The organism is Kluyvera sp. 1366 (assembly GCF_054823405.1).
On the sequence record NZ_JBTRDW010000003.1, the window covers coordinates 462,686 to 483,103 of the forward strand.

At 51.3% G+C, this 20,418-nt stretch carries 16 protein-coding genes and 1 other RNA gene; 9 read left to right on the plus strand and 8 right to left on the minus strand.

Annotated elements, in window-relative coordinates; genetic code table 11:
* The first annotated feature begins 93 nt into the window (after positions 1-93).
* Positions 94-1,422, plus strand: a complete 1,329-nt coding sequence (srmB, locus tag ACVLVH_RS08940) for an ATP-dependent RNA helicase SrmB (RefSeq protein WP_137386305.1) — start codon at positions 94-96, stop codon at positions 1,420-1,422.
* Positions 1,423-1,608: 186 nt separating this feature from the next.
* Here srmB and grcA read toward each other — a convergent pair whose 3' ends face one another.
* The gene (gene grcA, locus ACVLVH_RS08945) at positions 1,609-1,992 is read right to left on the minus strand and encodes an autonomous glycyl radical cofactor GrcA (protein WP_008101535.1); all 384 of its coding nucleotides are present in this window, start codon (positions 1,990-1,992) and stop codon (positions 1,609-1,611) included.
* 265 nt (positions 1,993-2,257) lie between these two features.
* Between grcA and ung the strand changes: the two genes are divergently transcribed.
* Positions 2,258-2,935 carry a uracil-DNA glycosylase gene (ung, locus tag ACVLVH_RS08950; RefSeq protein WP_008101537.1) on the plus strand — a complete coding sequence of 226 codons (678 nt, stop codon included), beginning with the start codon at positions 2,258-2,260 and terminating at the stop codon, positions 2,933-2,935.
* A 46-nt stretch (positions 2,936-2,981) separates the two neighbouring features.
* Here ung and grpE read toward each other — a convergent pair whose 3' ends face one another.
* Complete coding sequence (gene grpE / locus ACVLVH_RS08955; RefSeq protein ID WP_101763451.1) at positions 2,982-3,560, minus strand: nucleotide exchange factor GrpE; 579 nt, start codon at positions 3,558-3,560, stop codon at positions 2,982-2,984.
* 122 nt (positions 3,561-3,682) lie between these two features.
* On the opposite strand from grpE, the gene nadK reads away from it, so the two are divergent.
* From nadK to bamE, 3 genes are all read left to right on the plus strand, one after another.
* Entirely contained in the window at positions 3,683-4,561 is an 879-nt protein-coding gene (nadK, locus tag ACVLVH_RS08960) for an NAD(+) kinase (protein WP_061718023.1), read from the plus strand.
* Positions 4,562-4,646: 85 nt separating this feature from the next.
* Positions 4,647-6,308, plus strand: a complete 1,662-nt coding sequence (gene recN, locus ACVLVH_RS08965) for a DNA repair protein RecN (protein ID WP_217548991.1) — start codon at positions 4,647-4,649, stop codon at positions 6,306-6,308.
* Positions 6,309-6,495: 187 nt separating this feature from the next.
* The gene (gene bamE / locus ACVLVH_RS08970; protein ID WP_498949218.1) at positions 6,496-6,843 is read left to right on the plus strand and encodes an outer membrane protein assembly factor BamE; all 348 of its coding nucleotides are present in this window, start codon (positions 6,496-6,498) and stop codon (positions 6,841-6,843) included.
* 54 nt (positions 6,844-6,897) lie between these two features.
* On the opposite strand, the gene ACVLVH_RS08975 is transcribed toward bamE, so the two are convergent.
* Complete coding sequence (locus tag ACVLVH_RS08975; protein WP_110868282.1) at positions 6,898-7,188, minus strand: RnfH family protein; 291 nt, start codon at positions 7,186-7,188, stop codon at positions 6,898-6,900.
* Positions 7,181-7,615 (minus strand): type II toxin-antitoxin system RatA family toxin, encoded by a 435-nt coding sequence (locus tag ACVLVH_RS08980; RefSeq protein WP_008101549.1) that lies wholly within the window; start codon positions 7,613-7,615, stop codon positions 7,181-7,183. Before ACVLVH_RS08980 ends, ACVLVH_RS08975 begins: the two co-directional genes overlap by 8 nt.
* A 159-nt stretch (positions 7,616-7,774) precedes the next feature.
* Here ACVLVH_RS08980 and smpB point away from each other — a divergent pair, with 159 nt between their 5' ends.
* From smpB to ACVLVH_RS09000, 4 genes are all read left to right on the plus strand, one after another.
* Entirely contained in the window at positions 7,775-8,257 is a 483-nt protein-coding gene (gene smpB, locus ACVLVH_RS08985) for an SsrA-binding protein SmpB (protein WP_007886141.1), read from the plus strand.
* 44 nt (positions 8,258-8,301) lie between these two features.
* Positions 8,302-8,664, plus strand: a transfer-messenger RNA (tmRNA) gene (gene ssrA / locus ACVLVH_RS08990).
* 204 nt (positions 8,665-8,868) lie between these two features.
* Positions 8,869-10,110: an integrase gene (locus ACVLVH_RS08995; RefSeq protein ID WP_498949220.1), complete on the plus strand. Its 1,242-nt coding sequence runs from the start codon at positions 8,869-8,871 to the stop codon at positions 10,108-10,110.
* Between the two features lie 342 nt (positions 10,111-10,452).
* Positions 10,453-12,258 carry a DEAD/DEAH box helicase gene (locus ACVLVH_RS09000; RefSeq protein WP_498949222.1) on the plus strand — a complete coding sequence of 602 codons (1,806 nt, stop codon included), beginning with the start codon at positions 10,453-10,455 and terminating at the stop codon, positions 12,256-12,258.
* A gap of 544 nt (positions 12,259-12,802) precedes the next feature.
* On the opposite strand, the gene ACVLVH_RS09005 is transcribed toward ACVLVH_RS09000, so the two are convergent.
* The 4 genes from ACVLVH_RS09005 to ACVLVH_RS09020 all read right to left on the minus strand — a co-directional run bounded on the left by ACVLVH_RS09005 (position 12,803) and on the right by ACVLVH_RS09020 (position 20,068).
* Positions 12,803-13,981, minus strand: coding sequence for a GIY-YIG nuclease family protein (locus ACVLVH_RS09005; RefSeq protein ID WP_498949224.1), 1,179 nt, complete (start codon positions 13,979-13,981; stop codon positions 12,803-12,805).
* A complete protein-coding gene (locus ACVLVH_RS09010) occupies positions 13,974-16,019 on the minus strand; it encodes a DEAD/DEAH box helicase (protein ID WP_498949225.1) in 2,046 nt (681 codons plus the stop codon). The genes ACVLVH_RS09005 and ACVLVH_RS09010 overlap by 8 nt, the downstream gene beginning before the upstream one ends.
* Entirely contained in the window at positions 16,016-18,802 is a 2,787-nt protein-coding gene (locus ACVLVH_RS09015) for a class I SAM-dependent DNA methyltransferase (protein WP_498949227.1), read from the minus strand. The genes ACVLVH_RS09010 and ACVLVH_RS09015 overlap by 4 nt, the downstream gene beginning before the upstream one ends.
* Positions 18,803-19,027: 225 nt before the next feature.
* Positions 19,028-20,068, minus strand: coding sequence for an IS630 family transposase (locus tag ACVLVH_RS09020; protein ID WP_498949228.1), 1,041 nt, complete (start codon positions 20,066-20,068; stop codon positions 19,028-19,030).
* Between the last annotated feature and the right edge of the window lie 350 nt (positions 20,069-20,418).

The following is a 20,418-nucleotide window of genomic DNA, read 5'->3' on the forward strand; positions in this document are numbered from 1 at the left end:
GATGGGAATTCACCTGCGCCGGTAATACCTACACAAACAGATGAAGATTATATTCGTTCTGTCTATAATCAGCGCCCCAAACTGAGGTAGACCATGACCGTAACCACATTCTCCGAACTCGAACTCGACGAAAGCCTGCTACAAGCTTTGCAGGAAAAAGGCTTCACTCGCCCTACTGTTATTCAGGCCGAGACCATTCCTGCCGCGCTGGAAGGCCGTGACGTTCTGGGTTCGGCTCCAACCGGGACGGGGAAAACTGCAGCGTTTTTGCTGCCCGCTTTACAGCATTTGCTCGATTTCCCGCGCAAGAAATCAGGCCCACCACGCATTCTGATCATCACCCCAACGCGCGAACTGGCGATGCAGGTTGCCGATCACGCGCGCGAGCTGGCTAAACACACGCATCTGGATATCGCCACCATCACCGGGGGCGTGGCGTATATGAACCATGCCGAAGTGTTCAGTGAAAACCAGGACATCGTCGTCGCGACCACCGGCCGTTTGCTGCAGTACATCAAAGAAGAGAACTTTGACTGCCGCGCCGTAGAAACGCTGATTCTCGATGAAGCTGACCGCATGCTCGATATGGGCTTTGCGCAGGACATCGAGACCATCGCCGCAGAAACCCGCTGGCGCAAACAGACGCTGCTGTTCTCGGCGACGCTGGAAGGTGAGCACATCAAAGACTTCGCCGAGCGTTTGCTCAACGAGCCTGTGTTTATTGAGGCCGACCCAAGCAAAAGCGAACGCAAAAAAATCCAGCAATGGTATTACCGCGCCGATAATTTAGAGCATAAGAACAAGCTGCTGATTCACCTGTTGAAACAGCCAGATGCCACGCGCGTCATTGTGTTTGTGCGCAAACGTGAGCGCCTGCATGAGCTGGTTACCTGGCTTCATGAAGCGGGCATCCGCACCAGCTACCTCGAAGGCGAAATGGTGCAGGTCAACCGTAACGAAGCCATCAAGCGTATGAATGATGGCCGCGTGAAGGTGATGATTGCCACCGACGTTGCTGCGCGCGGTATCGACATCGACGATATCTCGCACGTGATTAACTACGATTTGCCGCGCACCGCAGATACCTATCTGCACCGCATCGGCCGCACCGCGCGTGCGGGCCGTAAAGGTACCGCGATCTCGCTGGTTGAAGCGCACGATCACGTGCTGCTGGGCAAAATCACCCGTTACATCAACGAGCCGTTAAAAGCGCGTGTGATTGATGAGCTGCGTCCAGAAAGCCGTGCGCCAAGTGCTAAAGTGACGGGAAAACCGTCGAAAAAAGCACTTGCGAAGCGTCAAGAGCGTAAAGAGAAAGAACAAGAGAAACCGCGCGTCAAACAACGTCATCGCGATACCAAAAATGTGGGTAAACGCCGCAAGCCAAGCGGTAGCGATGCACCAAAGTCTGGTGCGGAATAAAACAGCACTCGCTGTAATTAATCGCCTCTTTTGAGGCGATTTTTTTGTTTTAAGCGTAGCGAAAACGCGCTTTCGCTATCATCCGCCCTGAAGAACCGTTCTTTTAAACTCGCCAGATAAAAAAAGCCGCGCCAATCAACATTGGCGCGGCTTGTATTGCTGTGTGTCTTTTCGTCAGCGCTGCAATTACAGACTTTCGGTGAATGTACGTGTAATCACGTCACGCTGCTGCTCTGGCGTCAGCGCGTTAAAGCGCACGGCATAGCCAGATACGCGAATGGTCAACTGCGGATATTTTTCCGGATGATTGACGGCATCTTCCAGCGTTTCGCGGCGCAGCACGTTAACGTTCAGGTGCTGACCACCTTCGATGCGCACCTGCGGTTTCTGCTCAAGTGGAATTTCACGGTAAGCGATTTCGCCGAGATCGCTGATAGCAACAACCTGATCTTCTGCGAAATCCCCTTTGGCGCACAGGCAGCGCGCTTCGGCTTTATCATCGTCCAGAAGCCAGAATGAGTTCAACAGCTGTGGATTATTTGCCTGAGTAATTTGAATACCGGTAATCATAGTAGGTCTCCAGGGCTTTACGCTGTCGCAACTGGGCAGCGAGGTTCATAAGGTTTTGGAATGCTGTGGTATATCACTGCAGGAAAAGCGCCGTTTTGACCTGTATCAATTTCGTCCAGTCACGATTACACGCTGAAAACCTAACAAATTGATTCATAACAACTTCGCTAATTAAAATTTTACGTAAATATTCAAATTATTTTTACCCTTCTGCTGTTGAGTCCGACACGTTAAGCTAGGCGCACTATTTTGCAGGGAGTCAACGATGGCTGAGAAGCTGACCTGGCACGACGTGCTGGCTGAAGAGAAAGAGAAACCTTACTTCGTGGAAACGCTGAAAGCGGTGGCCAATGAACGCGCTGCCGGCGTAACGGTGTATCCGCCGCAGAAGGATGTGTTTAATGCCTTTCGGCTGACCGAGCTGGGCGATATCAAAGTGGTGATTTTGGGGCAGGATCCCTATCACGGCCCGAATCAGGCGCATGGTCTGGCTTTTTCCGTTCTGCCCGGCGTGGCGATCCCGCCATCATTACTGAATATGTACAAAGAGCTGGAGCAAGATATGCCTGGCTTTGTGCGTCCTACGCACGGTTTTCTCGAAAGCTGGGCAACACAAGGCGTGATGCTGTTAAACACCGTGTTAACGGTGGAAGCCAGTAAGGCGCATTCGCACGCGCGCTTTGGCTGGGAAACCTTTACCGATAACGTCATCAGCGCCATCAATCAGCATCGCGAAGGGGTAATTTTCTTGCTGTGGGGTTCGCATGCGCAGAAGAAAGGCAGCATCATTGATACGCAACGTCATCATGTATTGAAAGCGCCACACCCTTCTCCGCTCTCCGCGCATCGTGGCTTTTTTGGCAGTAAACACTTCTCGCAGGCGAATGCGCTGCTCAGTCAATCGGGCCAGTCACCGATTGACTGGATGCCGGTGTTGCCTTAATAAACAAACGGCCGCATTAAGCGGCCGTTGTTATTACAGCGACAGATTAGCCTTTGGCTTTGGTCACTGCCACCATCGCCGGACGCAGCAGGCGACCATTGAGGGTGTAACCGCGCTGCATCACCATCAGCACGTGATTTGGCGCCATATCTTCTGATTCCATCATCGACATCGCCTGATGGATCTCTGGATTGAATGGCACATTGGTTTCGCCCACCACTTCCACGCCAAACTTACGCACCGCGCCCAGCAGCGACTTCAGCGTCAGCTCGATACCTTCGATCATCGAAGCCAGTTCAGCGTTCTCTTTGTCTGCCACTTCCAGCGCGCGCTCCAGGCTATCGATCACGGGCAGCAGCTCGTTGGCAAATTTCTCCAGCGCAAATTTATGCGCTTTTTCCACGTCCATTTCAGTACGGCGACGAATATTTTCGATCTCCGCCTGCGCACGCAGCTGTGCATCGCGCACGCCGGTTTGCGACACGGCTAACTCGGCTTCCAGTTGCGCGATACGCTCATCACGCGGATCCACCTCAGCGGTTGTCTCTGCGTCCACGTGCTGCTGATCCTGTTGAATTTCGTCTGAGACTTGCTCGTTTGGGGTGTTCTGTTCTTTACTACTCATGAATTTCTCCGCGTTTTGCACATTCATCTCGCTGGTTGGCTTATTATGGGGATCAGTTTGACGGTTTCAAGTAAACCCATCACATTGCCTGGCCGTTTTGGCTTATAAGGAACTCGCGCTAAATGAACAAACACTTTAACTGCATCGGGATTGTCGGCCATCCGCGCCATCCTACTGCGTTAACCACCCATGAAATGCTCTGGCGCTGGCTAACGGCAAAGGGTTATGAGGTGATTGTCGAGCAGCAAATTGCGCGCGAACTGGATTTGAAAAATGCCCAAACCGGCAGTCTTGCGGATATTGGTCAACGCGCTGATTTAGCTGTCGTGGTTGGTGGCGATGGCAACATGCTTGGTGCTGCCCGTGTGCTGGCGCGCTATGACATCAAAGTGATTGGCATCAACCGTGGCAACCTCGGTTTTCTCACCGATCTCGATCCGGACAATGCGCAACAGCAGCTGGACGATGTGCTGCAGGGCGATTACTTCGTCGAGAGCCGCTTCTTGCTGGAGGCGCAGGTGTGCAAAGAAGCGTGCTCGCCGCGCATTGGTAGCGCCATTAATGAAGTGGTGCTGCATCCCGGTAAAGTTGCGCATATGATTGAATTCGAAGTCTATATTGATGAGGTGTTTGCCTTTTCACAGCGTTCCGATGGTTTGATTATCTCCACACCGACCGGCTCCACCGCCTATTCGCTTTCGGCGGGCGGCCCTATTCTGACGCCGTCGCTGGATGCGATTACGCTGGTGCCCATGTTCCCGCATACGCTTTCTGCGCGTCCGCTGGTCATCAACAGCAGCAGCACCATCCGCCTGCGTTTTTCTTCCCTGCGCAGCGATCTCGAGATCAGTTGCGACAGCCAGATTGCCTTGCCAATTCAGGAAGGTGAAGATGTCCTGATCCGCCGTAGCGCCAATCATCTCAATCTTATCCATCCTAAAAATTACAACTATTTTAATACCTTAAGTTCAAAGTTGGGCTGGTCTAAAAAATTGTTCTGAAAATCAGCGCTGACTACTTTACTGTATAAAAAACCAGGATATACTGTACGTAAAACCATATCTGTTTTTACATACAGGTGATTCTATGCTGGCACAACTGACCATCAGTAACTTTGCTATCGTTCGTGAACTGGAGATCGATTTTCATCGTGGTATGACGGCGATCACGGGTGAAACCGGCGCAGGTAAATCTATCGCCATCGATGCGTTGGGCCTGTGTCTGGGCGGCCGCGCTGAAGCAGATATGGTGCGTCAGGGTGCCAGCCGCGCTGATATCTGCGCCCGCTTCCAGCTCAAAGCTTCGCCTTCCGCACAACGCTGGCTGGTGGAGAATCAGCTGGATGAGGGCAATGAGTGTCTGCTGCGGCGTGTGATTAGCGCGGATGGTCGTTCGCGTGGCTTTATCAACGGCACATCGGTGCCGCTGTCGCAGTTGCGTGAACTGGGCCAGTTGCTGATTCAGATTCACGGCCAGCATGCTCACCAATTGCTGCTCAAATCCGATCACCAAAAACATCTGCTGGATGCGTATGCAGCCCACGATGATTTGCTGTCTGAAATGCGCCAGCATTATCAGCGCTGGCATCAGAGTTGCCGCGCGCTGGCACAACATCAGCAGCTTTCGCAAGAGCGTGAATCCCGTCGCGAGCTACTGCAGTATCAGTTGAAAGAACTCAATGAATTTGCCCCGCAGCTGGGCGAATTTGAACAGATTGATGAAGAGTACAAACGCCTGGCGAACAGTGGCCAGTTGCTGTCCACCAGCCAGCAAGCGCTGCAAATTCTCGCCGATGGGGATGACACCAACCTGCAGAGCCTTCTTTATAGCGCTCGTCACATGCTGGGCGAACTGGTGACGCTGGATAATAAAGTCAGCGGCGTGTTCAATCTGCTGGAGGAAGCCGCGATTCAACTCAGTGAAGCCAGCGATGAACTGCGTCACTACTGCGAACGTCTGGATCTCGATCCCAATCGCCTGCATGAGCTGGAGCAACGTCTGTCACGGCAGATTGCATTGGCACGTAAGCACCACGTCGCACCTGAAACCTTGCCGGTGCTTTATCAGCAGTTGCTGGATGAAGCGGAACTGCTTTCGCAGCAAGAGAGCGATCAGGAAACTTTGCAGTCTGAAGTTGTCGCTCACCACAAAGCCGCGTTAGCCAGCGCTGAAAATCTGCATCAACTGCGTGAGCATTCCGCTCAAGAATTGAGCCAGCTGATAACGCAAAGCATGCGCACGCTGGCAATGCCGCACGGCCAGTTTGCCATTGTGCTGGAGTTCAATGCCGATCAACTCACCGCAGATGGCGCAACGCGCATTGATTTCCGCGTTACGACGAACCCAGGCCAGCCGCTTCAGCCGCTGGGCAAAGTGGCTTCCGGCGGTGAGCTGTCGCGTATCGCTCTGGCGATTCAGGTGATTACCGCACAGAAAATGGAAACACCGGCAATGATCTTCGATGAAGTAGATGTTGGCATCAGCGGCCCAACCGCCGCTGTTGTCGGTCAAATGCTGCGTCAGCTGGGCGAGTCAACACAGGTTATGTGTGTCACGCACCTGCCGCAGGTTGCCGGCTGCGGTCATCAGCACTTTTACGTCAGCAAAGAGACCGATGGTGCGATGACAGAAACGCATATGCAGCCGCTGGATAAACGCGCGCGTCTGCAAGAGTTGGCGCGTTTGCTGGGCGGCAGCGAGGTGACGCGCAACACGCTGGCCAATGCTAAAGAACTTTTAGCCGCCTGATACCGCACTTTTTTCCCGGCTGGTGGTCATATGCTTGCTCTGTAGAGGTTTCAAATAGCGAAAAGGTTTATTATCATCGGCAGTTATGTCGTCTGAGTAATAAAGCCTGCCGCAGGCAGAGTTCAGAATTTGATGGCAAAAAAATAGCCTGCTGAAAGGCGTTTGGCCCCAGAAAAGGAATGTATAGATGCGCTGTAAAACGCTGACTGCCGCGGCAGTAGTAATGTTGATGATGACCGCTGGATGTTCCATCCTTGAGCGCGTTGTGTATCGTCCGGATATCAATCAGGGGAATTACCTGGTCGCCAACGATGTGTCGAAGATTCACAACGGCATGACGCAGCAGCAGGTTGCCTATACGCTCGGTACGCCGATGATGCGCGATCCGTTTGGCAGCAACGTTTGGTATTACGTGTTCCGTCAGGAACCTGGCCATGAAGGTGTGAAACAGCAAACGCTGACGCTGACCTTTGACAGCAACGGAACGCTGACTAACATCGACAATAAGCCGAAGCTCTCAGGCAAAGAAGGCTAAGTGAACGGCAATAAAAAAGGCGCTTAAGCGCCTTTTTTCGTTTTTACGTTCCGACTATTTCTTCTCAGCTGACCGCTCTGCGCGTTGACGCCGTAACTCTTTCGGGTCGGCAATCAGCGGACGATAGATCTCAATGCGATCACCATCCTGGACGGCATCACCCAATTTTACCGGGCGGCTATAAATCCCAACCTTATTCGAGTTCAGGTCAATATCTTTACGCAGTGACAGCAACCCCGAAGCCTTGATCGCTTGCTCAACGGTTGCGCCTTCTTCAAGCGTTACGGCACGCATATACTGCTTGTCTGGCAGTGCGTAAACCACTTCCACGCTGATATCAGGCACGATAAACCTCTTTTGCGCGCTGACTGAACGCCTGCACCATGCTATTTGCCAGCTCTTTAAAGATGCGGCCGAACGCCATTTCTACCAGCATATTGGTGAACTCAAAATCGAGGTTCAACTCAACCTTGCAGGCATCATCACCTAATGAAGTGAAATGCCAGCCGCCGGTCAATTTACGAAACGGGCCATCAACCAACTGCATCAATATGCTTTGGTTGCTGATCAGCGTGTTGCGCGTGGTGAAAGTTTTACTGATGCCCGCTTTCGAGACATCAACGGCCGCGGTCATTTGATCTCCGCTGTTATCCAGCACGCGACTGCCGGTGCAGCCCGGCAGAAACTGAGGATAAGCATCCACGTCATTCACAAGACGGTACATCTGTTCAGCGCTATAAGGGACCAGCGCTGAACGGCTAATCTGGGCCATAATGGTTCCTGTTCATCACAAAACCATTGAATAATACCATTTTCAGTCACCAAACAAAAATTCACGGCTTTGCTTGCTGTGCTAAAATGGAGTGTTTTTTACCGCCCTGCAGGACAGGGGATGCGCCCATAAACTGAGTGATGTAGACTACGCCGCACTATGACAAAGAAAAAAGTTAACAAACCCGGTTCAGCCACTATTGCCCTCAATAAACGCGCACGTCATGAATACTTCATTGAAGAAGAGTTCGAGGCGGGTATGTCGTTGCAAGGATGGGAAGTCAAATCACTCCGTGCCGGTAAGGCTAACATCAGCGATAGCTACATTCTGTTGCGCGATGGTGAAGCTTACCTGTTCGGCTCTACTTTCCAGCCGCTGGCGGTTGCTTCAACGCATGTGGTGTGTGATCCCACGCGAAGCCGCAAGCTGCTGCTGAAACAACGCGAACTCGATTCGCTGTACGGTCGCGTCAACCGCGAAGGTTTTACCGTGGTTGCGCTGTCGATGTACTGGAAGAATGCCTGGGCCAAACTGAAGATCGGTGTGGCACGCGGTAAGAAAGAGCACGACAAGCGTGACGACGTGAAAGAGCGCGAATGGAAGATGGACAAAGCGCGCATTATGAAGAATTCAAAGCGTTAAGCGCTGGATTTTAGCGTCACTTGTCTGTAGTATTGAAATTTCTTGGGGCTGATTCTGGACTCGACGGGATTGTGAAGCCTTAGGAGCATGCCGAGGGGCGGTTTGCCTCGTAAAAAGCCGCAAAAAAATAGTCGCAAACGACGAAAACTACGCTTTAGCAGCTTAATAACCTGCTTTGAAGCCCTCTCTCCCTAGCTTCCGCTCTTAAGACGGGGATCAAGAGAGGTCAAACCCAAAAGAGATCGTGTGGATGCCTTGCCTGGGGTTGAAGCACTAAATCTAATCAGGCTAGTTTGTCAGTGGCGTGTCTGTCCGCAGCTGGCCGGCGAATGTAAAGACTGACTAAGCATGTAGTGCCGACGGTGTAGTAATTTCGGACGCGGGTTCAACTCCCGCCAGCTCCACCAAAATTCTCCATCGGTGATTACCAGAGTCATCCGATGAAGTCCTAAGAGCCCGCACGGCGCAAGCCCTGCGGGCTTTTTTGTGCCCTCAATTTGTCCCGCGAAGTCCGAATTCAACTAATTAAATCCGAACCTTTTAGGCACCTTGTTAGGCACCTCATAAAGCTTTATTGTTTTTGAGGTGCCTAAAACTATGGAAACCCGGCAATGGCAAGACAAACCAAACCTCTCTCCGTTAAGGAAATCGAATCTGCCAAACCCAAGGAAGCGGACTATGTGCTCTATGATGGCGATGGCCTTGAGCTACTGATCAAATCCAGCGGAAGTAAAATCTGGCAATTTCGCTACATTCGCCCTGTCACCAAGAAGCGAGCGAAAAAGAGCATTGGCTCCTACCCTTCAGTTACGCTTGCGGATGCTCGAAGCTATCGTGCAGAGTCCCGTTCTCTCTTAGCGAAACAAATCGATCCCCAAGAGCATCAGCAAGAACAACTACGCAGTTCGCTTGAAGCCAAAACCAATACTTTCCGGCTCGTAGCTGAACGTTGGTGGAATGTGAAGAAAGCCAGTGTGACAGCAGACTATGCAGAAGATATCTGGCGCTCGCTGGAGAGAGATGTTTTACCAGCGATTGGCGATATCAGTATTACAGATATTAAAGCTCATACACTGGTTCAGGCCGTTCAACCGGTTCAGGCCAGAGGAGCGCTGGAAACCGTCCGCCGCCTGTGCCAACGAATCAATGAGGTCATGATTTATGCTCAAAATACTGGCCTAATTGATGCGGTTCCTAGCGTCAATATTGGCAAAGCCTTTGAGAAGCCTCAGAAGAAGAACATGCCAAGCATTCGCCCGGATCAGTTACCTCAACTCATGCAGACTATGCGTACTGCTAACATTATCCAGTCAACACGATGTTTGTTCATGTTGCAGCTTCTTACAATCACTCGTCCAGCCGAAGCAGCTGAGGCTCGATGGGATGAAGTGGATCTGGAAGCGCGAGAATGGAAAATCCCCGCATCACGAATGAAAATGAACCGTGACCATACTGTGCCCTTGTCAGATGAAGCATTAGCTGTGCTGGAGATGATGAAGCCGTTAAGCGGGAACCGAGAATTTATCTTTCCTAGCCGTATCAAGCCCAACCAACCAATGAATAGCCAGACCGTTAACGCATCGCTAAAACGTGCAGGTTTCGGCGGAGTGCTGGTTTCGCATGGCCTGCGATCTATCGCCAGTACGGCCCTTAATGAGCAAGGCTTTCCACCAGATGTGATTGAAGCAGCACTTGCTCATGTGGACAAGAATGAGGTGCGTCGTGCTTACAACCGTAGCGATTATCTTGAGCAAAGACGACCAATGATGCAGTGGTGGGCTAATTTTGTGACGCAAGCTGACCGTGGAAGCATCATTGACTCCGGTATAAAAGGATTAAAGCTCGTTGGGTAATATTAATAAGCTGCTACGTTCAGTTGTTGGCCTATAAGTCATAGCTGATTTTTGATGAGAGCTGGGCTTTTGAAACTATGGCTTGCTGGTTAACGCAGACATGGGGGATACCATTGATGCGGAATCCCACCTCGATGCACCCCTAGCTCCAGAGGTATTGGTGGCAGGCTTCAGATACACCATTTCGTCGAAAGCGGTAGCAGCTCGCAAATTTGACGCCCATAGTGCAATAGGGCTATTGTTTGTTCTAATTTCGAGCTAAGATTTTTCCTAAAATTTAAAAATCCACTGCATTCAGCGGATTTCATAACACTGCCCTTTAAATCTTTCGGAAGGATCCATATGACAACCCCATTTCAGAACCGCGAGCCAAACATTGACAGCAATGAACGTATCCGTACACCCCAGAAGGGCGTGTTTCTTGCTTTGAAGGAGGTTTTCGATACGGGCGGAGAAGAGCGTGTATTTGCTGTAATACTGCCGGTAGGGTGTGGCAAGTCCGGTAGCATTACAATATCGCCTTTTGCTCTCCGCTCACGTCGGACGTTGGTGATAGCACCAGGCGTGGCTATCGCTCAGCAGTTGGCTAGTGATTTTGATCCATCCAATCCTAATATGTTTTACCACAAATGCGCGGTACTCGCCGGCGCGCCCTATCCTGAGCCTGTTGAAATCCGAGGTACTACGACCAACCGTGCTGATTTGGACGAAGCGCACGTTGTCATTACTAATATTCAACAGTTACAAGGCGGCGACTCGAACCGCTGGTTAGGTCAATTACCTGCCGACTATTTTGACTTAATTCTCGTTGACGAAGGTCACCACGGCGTAGCCGAGAGCTGGCAGGCCCTTAAAGCGCAGTTTTCCCAAGCGAAGATAGTCAATTTTAGCGCAACACCGATGCGCGCCGATGGCCAGATCATGGAGGGGCGGGTAATCTACACTTATCCTATCTTCGAAGCGATCCGTGAAGGCTATGTCAAACGCCTTAAGGCCGTACAACTAAACCCCCGCACGCTCCGGTACGTACGTCGCGAAGATGGTCAGGAGATCGAGGTCGGGCTTGACGAGGTATGCAGACTAGGTGAAGAGGACGCAGATTTCCGACGCAGCATCGTAACTTCTACCGAAACGCTGAACACCATTGTAGATGCTTCGATCCGCGAGCTGTACCGGCTGCGTGAGCAAACTGGCGAGATTCGACTAAAGATTATTGCCTCAGCACTCAACTATGAGCATTGCCGGCAAGTCGTCGAAGCCTATGTTGCACGGGGTTTGCGCGCGAATTACGTGCATTCGCGAGAAAACGCGCCAGCGAACCAGAGAGTGATGCAGCGGCTGGAAAGCCATGAGCTCGACGTGATTGTCCAAGTACGCAAGCTCGGCGAAGGCTTCGATCATCCGTACCTGTCCGTGGCTGCCGTGTTCAGCATCTTTAGCAATCTGTCACCGTTCGTTCAGTTCGTAGGCCGCATAATGCGCGTCATTCGGCAGAACGCTGCCGGTGACATTCTCAACCAAGGCGTTGTCGTTTTTCATGCTGGCGCAAACATCGCTAGACGCTGGGCTGACTTCCAAGTGTTCAGCGAAGCCGACCGGGACTATTTCGACCAGTTGCTGCCTATGGAGGACGTCGATCCAGACCATGCCCCCGCCGAACAACATATTGAGCCTGTTCCCCATGATCTGAACTATGTGGAGGTTCGCAGCCAGTCCGATGTGCATGTCGAGGAAATTCCGCTCCTGCTAGACCATGAGGCTTTGGCTGCCATTCGCGTGTTACAAGAGCGTGGATATACTGCTAACGACGTAGCGGCGGCTTACCAGACCTTGCAGCCAATTCCTACAACTCGTGTACGTGAACGGCAGGCTATGCGTGACGGGCTTCCGATTCGAGTTCGAACGGCTGCTGGACGGGTTCTCGGCGAGCGGGGTATTAACCCGAATGGTAGTGAGCTCGATACACGACGCCTTGGTAAAACAAACTTGATCGTGATGATTGCAGCTATCAACAATCAGGTGAATACTTTTGTCGGGATGGGAACGGGACAACGGCATGAGTTCTCACGCGAGATGCACGAACGGATTGACCGAGGATTCGACAGTATCCTCGAAGCAGCGGTAACGGAGGTGTTCGGTGGCAATTAAGTCGCTTATTACGCATGTCGAAATAGATACCGCAGGGAAGGCCCATAACTGTCAAGCCAGTGCCAAGCACCGTATAGAGAAAGGCGATGTGCGGCTGAAGGTTAGAAATGGGCGGAGTTGGGACCACTACTGCCTAGACTGTGCGAAAAAAATAATTGGACGGGATATAGAGAAGCTCAAGGCGATCCAAGACATGAGACCTCCTGCGTAGTAATTATCGAAAAAAGACCTGGTGGAATAAGGGAGTACCTATGGTCCATTGCGGCTACTATAATTGGCGCTATCGGCAAAGAGTTGGCCCGGTGAAGGGCCGTGCTGCTATGAAGTGCCATGTTTAGATTGTCACACTGCGTGAGTCCAACTAAAGCAACAGCAAGAATGCTATCACGCCACACTAAGCGCATGACCAGTATGCAGCTAGCATTGCTGTCGGGCAAAATCATATTAGCGCAATATTACCGACGGCCATGGCGTATTCATTCTCAGAATCTGGTAATCGCTTTGACTGGCCCAGAGCCAAGGCTAAATATATATCTTTACTGCGTTATACCTTAATCAGCTTCGCTGACATGGGGTCATAGACATAACTAATAATGCTACCATCCTTGATACGTTCAACTGCCTCGTCAATGACGAATAACGGAACGAGAAACCATTCCTCAGGCTGCACTGGATGGCCGAAACGGTCATTAATAGTGATGTTAAGCCGTGCGGGTGCGAAAAGCCTATGAAACAGGTTTTCCATCCGGGTGCGGTTGATGCCTGCGAGCTTGTATGAGGCTACCACCTCGACCTTTGCCAACAGATAGGTCGAATCGTGTTCAGCATTGGTAATACGTGCTTCAACCTTGCCGCCGGTCACACCAATTTTGTGAATGACATCACGATGTTCTGCTACATAAGGGTTATCTGATAGCGAGCGCAATACATAAATGGTGCCACTTTCTAGCTCGCTCTCTTCTAAAACATCGCTGAATAAAGGCCCTATGTCTGGATCGGTAATTCGGCGTGCTGTTTCATCTTTATACAAAGCACGAACCAAAGACAGTCGAAGTAGGTTGCTTTCCGTTCCATTAGAGAAAATGACACGCAGCCGAGCATCTTTCTTCCCCTGTGGGGAATCGAACTCTTCACCTTCCTCAGCCACATAAGCCGTTTGACCATCTAGGATGAACCAATGACCCACTTCAATCGTTGCATATTGCCCGAAAGGTCGGGTCACTCTTAACCCTGAGCTTAGGTCACCGCGTACCTGTTTAAAAAGCGGTTTGAACGCATCGAAATCCTCACACGGCTTGCGATCCGCGACCCCTTGTAAAGTACGCTTTTCTGCACTAGCACAAACATGACGCAAAACTGTGATATCGTCCTCGCAGTTAACATCCGCCAGTTCGGCAGCTAAATTATCAATATCGATGATTTCGTCCGCCGACTCCGCTACTAGGCATCCTCCGGTTAATAAGCCCTGATGATCAAGCGGCTCAAGCAAGGCACTGCAGTCTGAGAGGCTGCGTAGACGGTCGAGTCGCACAGCATAAAGGCGCTCGAAGATATCACGATCTTCACCGTGTTGCGGCGCACGCCCATGCCGCTCAGTGAAGCGCTGGATTTCCTCAAAACCGGCGACTATACGTTCCTCGCTAGCTGGACGCCCTTTTTTCTTCTCAGGTGGTGCAAACTCAGCAAGTTCTGCCGCCAAATCATCTAAATCAGAATTACTCATAACGTCCCTCCGCCCTGAAACGCATAAACGCGGCTGCGCCTTCGGCAAGGTGCTTTTCCCAGGCATCCGGCGAAGTTAACGATGGAAGTCGCCCACGTTCACGTTTGAATTCAGCGGCACGCTTGGCGATCACTTTAGCATCTTCAGGCGCAATCGAGGTACGCTTGGCCGAGATAGCCGCCGCGACCTGCTTCAAGCTATCTTCGCTCATCGTCTTGGCAAGGATTGCGTAGGCTTCACCGAAGGGGTTGATGCGATCGATCAAGTCAATGTCTAATTCGCGCACGTCCATCGCAAAGCGACGCACGCCGTCGATGAGGGCAGTATTGAGCGTGCCATCGTTATCATCGGTGACAAGCTTTTTAGCCTGCTGAGTAAGGTTGAGAGCGGCAATCGCGTGCTGGCGTACAGACTCCTGATCTTCAGCGTCAAGCTCAGGATACTTTTCTTTGATGATCTTGCCCATACGAACCTGTGTTAACTCTTCAGGAATCAGTTCTTCGTCGAACAAACCTCGTTCGATGGCGGGCTTATCCTGCACGAAGGCTGCGATCACTTCATTTAAGTCTTCCAGACAAATGCGTGTAGCCTCTTTGCTCTTGGGCTCGGCAAGCCCCTTGATCTCGATTTCATACGATCCAGTCTGCTCATTAACACCAAAATTGCAGCTATCAGGGTCATACCCTCCATCGCCATAGTCAAAACCTGGAGTCGGGCCGCTTTCAGGGTTCTTAGGCTTGAACTCGAAACGCGGAGCCAGTACCTGCTCCATCAGCAGGCTTGCTGCGATGGCTTTCAAAGTATCGTTAACTGCCTCAGTGACTGCGCCCTCTAAAGCGTCCGGTTCGGCAATCAAGTTAGTAAATTTCGCACGGGTCTTACCCGGCGCATCTCGAGTTGCGCGACCAATGATCTGCACGATCTCGGTCAAGCTAGCACGGTATCCTACTGTCAGCGCATGTTCGCACCAGATCCAGTCGAAACCTTCCTTCGCCATACCGAGTGCAATAATGATGTCCACATAATCGCGGTCTGACTTCATTTCTGCTGCACGAAGGCTTTCCTGAATCTTGCCCTGACTAGTTGGGTCCACAAGGTCAGCGATACGCAACACTCGCCCATCAAGGCATTTGACTAGCTGGAAACCAGTCACTGGATCTGCACCTTGCCAATCTCCAAGCTCACCAAGAATGTGCTCCACCTCCTTGATCTTATCCTTCGTGCTCTCTCGTGAATTGACGTTGGGAATGTGGATGATGGTCTTCTTGGTAGGATCGAGGACATCGAGGATGTCATCGACGTACGAGCCACTATAAAAGAAATAGCCGATGTCGAGTTGTTTGAGGTATTCGTAGCCGTTGAGTTGTTCGTAGTAGGTGTAGGTAACTGTATCGAACCTCGATTCATCCTGCGGGGCCAACACAGCCTCGGCATCACCCCGAAAGTAGGAGCCGGTCATGGCAACGATGTGCGACTTGTCTCGCGCGATGAACTGCCCCAGATGCTGACCGAGCCTGTTATCCGGGTTGGCTGACACATGGTGGAACTCATCAACGGCGATTAAGCAATCGTCAAACGCGTTTACGCCGTAGGCATCGACCGCAAAGCGAAAGGTTGCATGTGTACAAACCAGCACCTTATCGCCACATCCCAGAAAGGCTCCGAGCGATTTTACCTTGCCACCGTTGTCGTTACCGGGCGCGTTGCATAGGTTCCACTTTGGTTCAACATGCCAATCACCCCAGAAGCCATACTGCGATAGCGGCTCATCGTTGAAGCTCGCGCCTATAGATTTTTCCGGAACGACAATGATGGCCTGCTTGATCCCCTGATTTTCGAGTTTGTCGAGTGCTATGAACATCAGCGCACGACTCTTGCCGGAGGCAGGCGGTGACTTAATGAGAAGGTATTGTTCTCCGCGCTTCTCATAGGCTCGCTCTTGCATAGGCCGCATCCCAAGAACATTAGCCTTGGTCGATGCTCCGTTACGTGCGTAAGTGACGGAAACGGACGGTACTGACTTAATAATGACACTCATGCGTTGGCTCCCGTTTTACGCTTCTTGCCCTTGGCTGGTGCAGCCGAAGCGGACATCTTGGTATATAGGTCGAAGAGCTTCTCAAGCCGCTCTGTATCATTCTTGAAACGACGGCCAATGTAGATGCGCTCTAATACTTCGTCATTGCGATCATGCGCAGCCCGAAGATCTGAAGGCATGTTCGCGGGATCGTACAGATCCGCGATGGTCGCTGGGAAGTGGTGCTCACGCGCCAGAAGAATGTCCTCTGCGCATCGCGTTAGGTCAGTCTTGTTTTTCTCGGTCAGCGTCGGTACTGGGAAGGTGTTCCAGCCAAGGGTATTGGAGTAGCGGTAGCGCGTTTCCAGTTTGCCGCAAACTGTGGCCACCCAGACTAGGTGTAGGCGGCTGGCGATGACTGCGAGATTCCAAAGTGGAGCATCATACAGGGCGAATGCTTGATCTTGGACGATAGAGTTGGATTCAAGCAGCCCGACCGGCAAACAAGGTCGATTCTCTGAGCTAACGCGCGGAACCACAAGTATATGATTTTTGGCCGTCTGCCGGTCGCGAAATCGATAGGGCGTCTCAGCCAGCTTTTGTGCCGCCTTGTCTTGTTTCTTCGCTCGCCTAGCACTCATTACTGCGCTCATACGCTCAGCTATCAGCGGAATCGCCCACGCTTCATCAGCCTCATCATCTTCAATCCAAAGACAGGCACGTGGCGCAGCGGATATGAATTCTTGGGAGCCGTATAGTGGGCGAATAAAGCGTGATGTACGCGGATCGGCCAACCGCATCTGCTGTGCTTCGAAAGTCGAAAATATTAATGGTGAACCGTAGTACGGGTGATTACCGAACTGCATCGTTGCAAGGCAGTTAACTGGGCTGTTCTCTCCCTCAACGATGACGTTTGGTCCGGCGGTCAAGTAGGCGTTAATATGCTCCGCCTCACGACGTGTCGTCGCACCATTTTCCCCGGAGGAAAAGATGGGCCTCAACTTTCCTGCACTGTTGGAAATTCCGACGATAACAACTGTGACCCCGGCGTTGTGAGTTGCAAGATTCGACCACTTAAAGCTCGTGTACGCGAAAGCAATCTCATGACCTGTCTTAAAAATCTCCGGCCACAGAATCGGTACTTGCTGCCCTTGGCAGATAGAGTTTGTAGCGACAAGTGCGGTCACGGAACTAGTTTGGCTACCGTAGTCAGCGGCTTTAAGAAACCAGCCTGCAACATAGTCGAGTGACTTCCAGTTCTTCACGCGACTGGCGAAGATTGTGCCAAGATCAGCTTTGTGTTCATCCGTCTGCCATTTTGAACCGAGATATGGCGGGTTACCACATATGTACGTCTCCCCACCTTCATTTTCAAAATCGATCTCAAATTGATCTAGTGGAGAACCGAACAAGTCATCGGCTTGCAACTTCACGCCGGTGCCGGTCGGCGGACAAATGCTTAACCAGTCTAGCCGCAGCGCGTTGCCGCAGGTGATCCAGTTTTCATGACTTAGAGGTAGAAATTCAGCTAAGGCCAGCTTCTGCCCCCGATACAAAACATCGCACTGATACTCGGCTATGACCAGCGCAAGCCTAGCAATTTCTGCAGGAAAGTCGCGTAGCTCTATCCCGCGAAAGTTGGTAATCGGTATTTCCGACTTTAGGTCTGGCTCATAGCGACGCTTATTGATCTCCGCTTCGATACCACGCATTTCTTTATAAGCGATGACGAGGAAATTGCCTGAACCACAAGCTGGGTCGAAAATCCTAATTCTTGCGATGCGCTTGCGTAGATTGAGCAAGGCACGAGGGTTGTCGCCAGCCTCTTCTAATTTCATTCGCAGATTATCGAGAAACAGCGGATTGAGCACCTTCAAAATATTAGGAACACTGGTGTAATGCATTCCCAACTCGCCACGCTCTTCGTCTTCGGCAATGGCCTGAATCATAGAGCCAAAGATGTCTGGGTTAATTCTAGTCCAATCAAGATTACCAACGTGCAGCAGGTAGGAGCGCGCAATGCGACTAAAACGCGGCACCTCGTCACTACCCGAGAACAAGGCACCGTTTACGTAAGGAAACTCTACAGCCCAGCGAGGAATACCAACGGCCGCGTGCTCATCACTTGGGGTATTCATAGCACGAAAAAGCATGGCGATAACATAGTGCATATTGGAACCATCGCGCTCGCTCATTTGCGCAATCGTTTCGGTAAAACGCCCTTTGCCGATAAAGATATCGGTGTCTTCGGCAAAAAAACAGAAAATTAGCCGCGCCATGAATTTGTTCATGTCGTGACGACGACCGGCAGCGCTCCATTCAGGATTGTCTTTTAGCAGTTCTACGTACAGGCGGTTTAAACGGCTAGTAGCCCGAATGTCGAAGGTATTCTCGCTGATCTGGCGAATGGTGCTGATACCTGCCAAAGGCAGAAAGAAACCGAAGTGGTCAGGAAAATCTCTAAATGCGCAAGCGATGGTATGACCGTTAGTGAGATCTTCGGCCTCTAAATCTTTGCCATCTGTGGCTAGAATGAACTTCGCCTTGCCCTTGATTGTCGCCGGGCTGGCTTTAAGAGCAGCCAGCATCGTTGTGACTTGTCCTGCTTCGCAGGTCACAATGTGAATATTACTAGTCTGGAGAACGCCACCCAAATCGGACTTGTTCGATGCCCCAGCGCGTAGGCGCTTAATGGTCGTAGTCTTGTTACCAAAAGCTTCCAAAAATACATAAGGAAACTCAGCGGGATCAAAGGGTTGTTCAGCAAGATCCGTTATAGCTTGTTCGATTTCTACTGCGTTCATGGGCGCATGTCCATCTTGCTGCTATCGTGCTGCAGTGAACTCATGACTCGTCCTAAATTTTCTTGGAAATATTAACTGTGAGTTTAACAGAATTGAACTCGGCCCTACATTGGATTCAGCCACCGATTCAAACCACAAAACACTGTGATCAGCTTCTGGCGGGAAGTATTGCTCCATGAAGCTTTGAACATGTGTTTAAATCTCCATCACCCTAAATCGCTGCGCCTAATACCGCTCCACTTTTGCCAGACCATATTTTCCTCCGGGGAATAGGCTGGCGGTTTCCATAAAATGCCGTACCTTTTTCAGCAGTTGCCACATTGAACGGCATTGATGGTTGCGCGTTATCGTGTCGTGCAACGCCTGCCATAACCGCTCAACGTGATTCACCCACGGCGAGTAAACCGGCTGATAAATGACCCTGAACTTCGGGTTCTCCTTCAGCCAGCGCTGGGTTTCCCGGCTTTTATGGATAATGTAGTTGACCACGATCAGCGTGATGGTTTTCGCCCGCCGGTACGTCGCTTTAAGCTGCTTCAGCAGGCTAATGAACAGCGCCGAACTTTTGCTGTTGCCGCCCACGTAGCTGACTTTGCCCGTTCCGCAGTGCAGTGCTCCGGGCAGATAGTATTTTTCTTTCTGTCCCGGCGTCACCACGCGTTTTTGCTGCCCGCGTAGCTGCCAGTCCGCACCGATTTTGGGATTAAGATGGATATCCACCTCATCTTCATAAAATACCGGATGCTCTGCGCTGCATTTGTCCAGTGCTTTGTGGATTGCCGCTATCTTTTCATCCTTATGCGGGTCACGAATACTCAGAGTTGGCGCGGCCCTGCGCCATACCATCCCGGCCGATGGCAGCCAGCGGCGAAGGGTCCCGGCATGTAACTTACATCCGGTTACCTCGTTGATTTCTATTGCCAGCAATTCGGTACTCCAGCGTGAACGCTGATAGCCAAAATCACCGGGAGTGTGTTTTATCAACTCACGTAATAACGTGCAGATATGCTCAAAAGGCCAGCGACGGAAACGTCCTGCGGGGAGTGATTTGAGGCCTTCAACACCTGACTGCGTGAACCAGTTAATCCAGCGTCCGACGGAGGAACGGGCACAGCAGAGCGTTCTGGCAACGTCGCTGACGCGGTCACCCCGATGTAGCATCAGCATGGCAGTCAGCCTGCGGGCATAATTTTTATCGTGCGTTTTATGGATTGCTTGCTGCATCAGGCGTCGTTCGTCACGGGGAATGGGTGCTATGATCGGCATCGCTCAGTCCGGTTAGTGATTTGGGATATTTAGCGATTGATCAGATCGCACAATCCGGACTGAGTTCCCTCAAAGTGATGCACTATTCGCGGGTAGAATCACTGAGGGATTACTAGGTTTGGCGGCGGAGGTATGAGGGCCACATCCATACGTGTCGATTGTAATGCCTGTGTTTCTTAGAAATTTCTCGTGGCGCTAAGGGCTGCACATGACGTGACACAACCATTTTCCTCCCATACAGCTTTTTAGGCCAAGACTTGAATATGCAAACCGGCTTTCATTCCGGCTAAAGCTGTATAATAGCCGTCATGTAGACAAAAGCAGCAATGACAGCACCATTGCTGATAGGG